Below are 1,498 nucleotides of genomic sequence, written 5' to 3' on the forward strand. Positions count from 1 at the left end.
TGTGTTTTCGAACACAAAACACAGCTGTGAAAAGTTGTGGTCTTATTTAGAAGGTGACGGTCATCGTGTGGGTTTATTAACCGGTGATGTTCCGCAAAAGAAACGTATCCGCATTCTTGAGCAATTTACCTCTGGTGAAATCGATGTATTAGTGGCAACAGATGTAGCCGCACGTGGTTTACATATTTCTGATGTGTCACACGTATATAACTATGATTTACCTGATGATTGTGAAGATTATGTGCATCGTATTGGCCGAACCGGTCGTGCGGGACAGAAAGGTATTTCAATCAGTTTTGCTTGTGAAGAATATGCACTGAATTTACCTGAAATTGAAACCTATATTAACCATTCTATTCCTGTATCTAATTACGATAAAGATGCGCTATTAGATGATATTCCGCCTCCGGCGCGTATTCATCGTAAGCCTCCTACATCTCGGACTCGTGATGGTGGAAGTAAAGGTGCTCATCGTAGTGGTGGAAATACTTCACGTCCGCCACGCCATAGGACTCGTAGACCATAGTCAATGCCATTGTTAACTGTATCTCAGCCGTATGCGGCGATAACATTAGGTTCTAACAGTTTTAATATGTTAGTGGCTAATTCGGTAGGTAATAAGCCGATTGTTATCGCTAAATATAAACGTAAAGTGCGCCTTGCCGAAGGTATAGGTGAAGATGGCATGTTGTCTGAGCATGTTATGCAACGTGGTTTAGAGTGTTTAGCCATGTTTGCCGACATGTTAGCGCAGCACCATATTGATAGTGCCAATGTAGCTGTATTTGCAACCGCTACTTTGCGTGTTATCCGTAATGCCGATGAATTTCACCAACGAGCGATGCCAATATTGCAGCATCAAATTGAGGTGATTTCGGGGTTGCGTGAAGCTGAACTGATTTATCAAGGTATGGTGGCCACCACTAAGGGTGAGGGACGCCGGTTAGTGATTGATATTGGCGGCGCCAGTACTGAGTTTATTATTGGTGATGGCAGTCAGGTGTTGTTTAAAACCAGTTTGCCAATGGGGTGTGTGCTATTTAATCAACGATTTTTTGCTAATGCACCGCTTCAAGCCATCGACTTTGAACAGGCCGTAGATTACGTTAATACGATTTTAGCAGAACATCGTCCTCACTTACTCGATTTAGGTTGGCAAAGTGTTGTGGGGGCTTCTGGTGCGGTTCAATCAGTGGTATCGGTGTTACAGCATCGACAACGGCCAGAAGTGATTACCCTTAAGATTTTGTTTGGTTTTCGTAATGAGATATTATCGCAAGCAGATGCCAGACTTAGTGGCATTAACGGCTTAAATGCCGAACAAGCTCCTACATTTTCTGCGGGGGTTGCGATATTAATTGCGTTGTTTGAAAGCTTATCAATTAGTCGTTTACATCTTGCTGGTGGCGCACTTCGCGAAGGCGTATTACAACTGTTAGCTGATCGCATAGCAGCAAAAGTCTTGATATAGTCACTGCATAATCGTAATAAAAAATAG

The 1,498-nt window shown here is 42.9% G+C and carries 2 protein-coding genes; both read left to right on the forward strand.

Annotated features, from left to right (window positions below):
- Positions 1-526 (forward strand): helicase-related protein (locus CXF78_RS00190; RefSeq protein ID WP_257984777.1); only part of this gene is annotated, 526 nt, incomplete at its 5' end.
- A 3-nt stretch (positions 527-529) separates the two neighbouring features.
- On the forward strand, positions 530-1,471 hold the full coding sequence (locus tag CXF78_RS00195; protein ID WP_102035653.1) for a Ppx/GppA phosphatase family protein: 942 nt from the start codon (positions 530-532) through the stop codon (positions 1,469-1,471).
- Positions 1,472-1,498 lie beyond the last annotated feature (27 nt).

The organism is Shewanella sp. 11B5, from assembly GCF_002836795.1.
Lineage (GTDB): Bacteria > Pseudomonadota > Gammaproteobacteria > Enterobacterales > Shewanellaceae > Shewanella > Shewanella frigidimarina.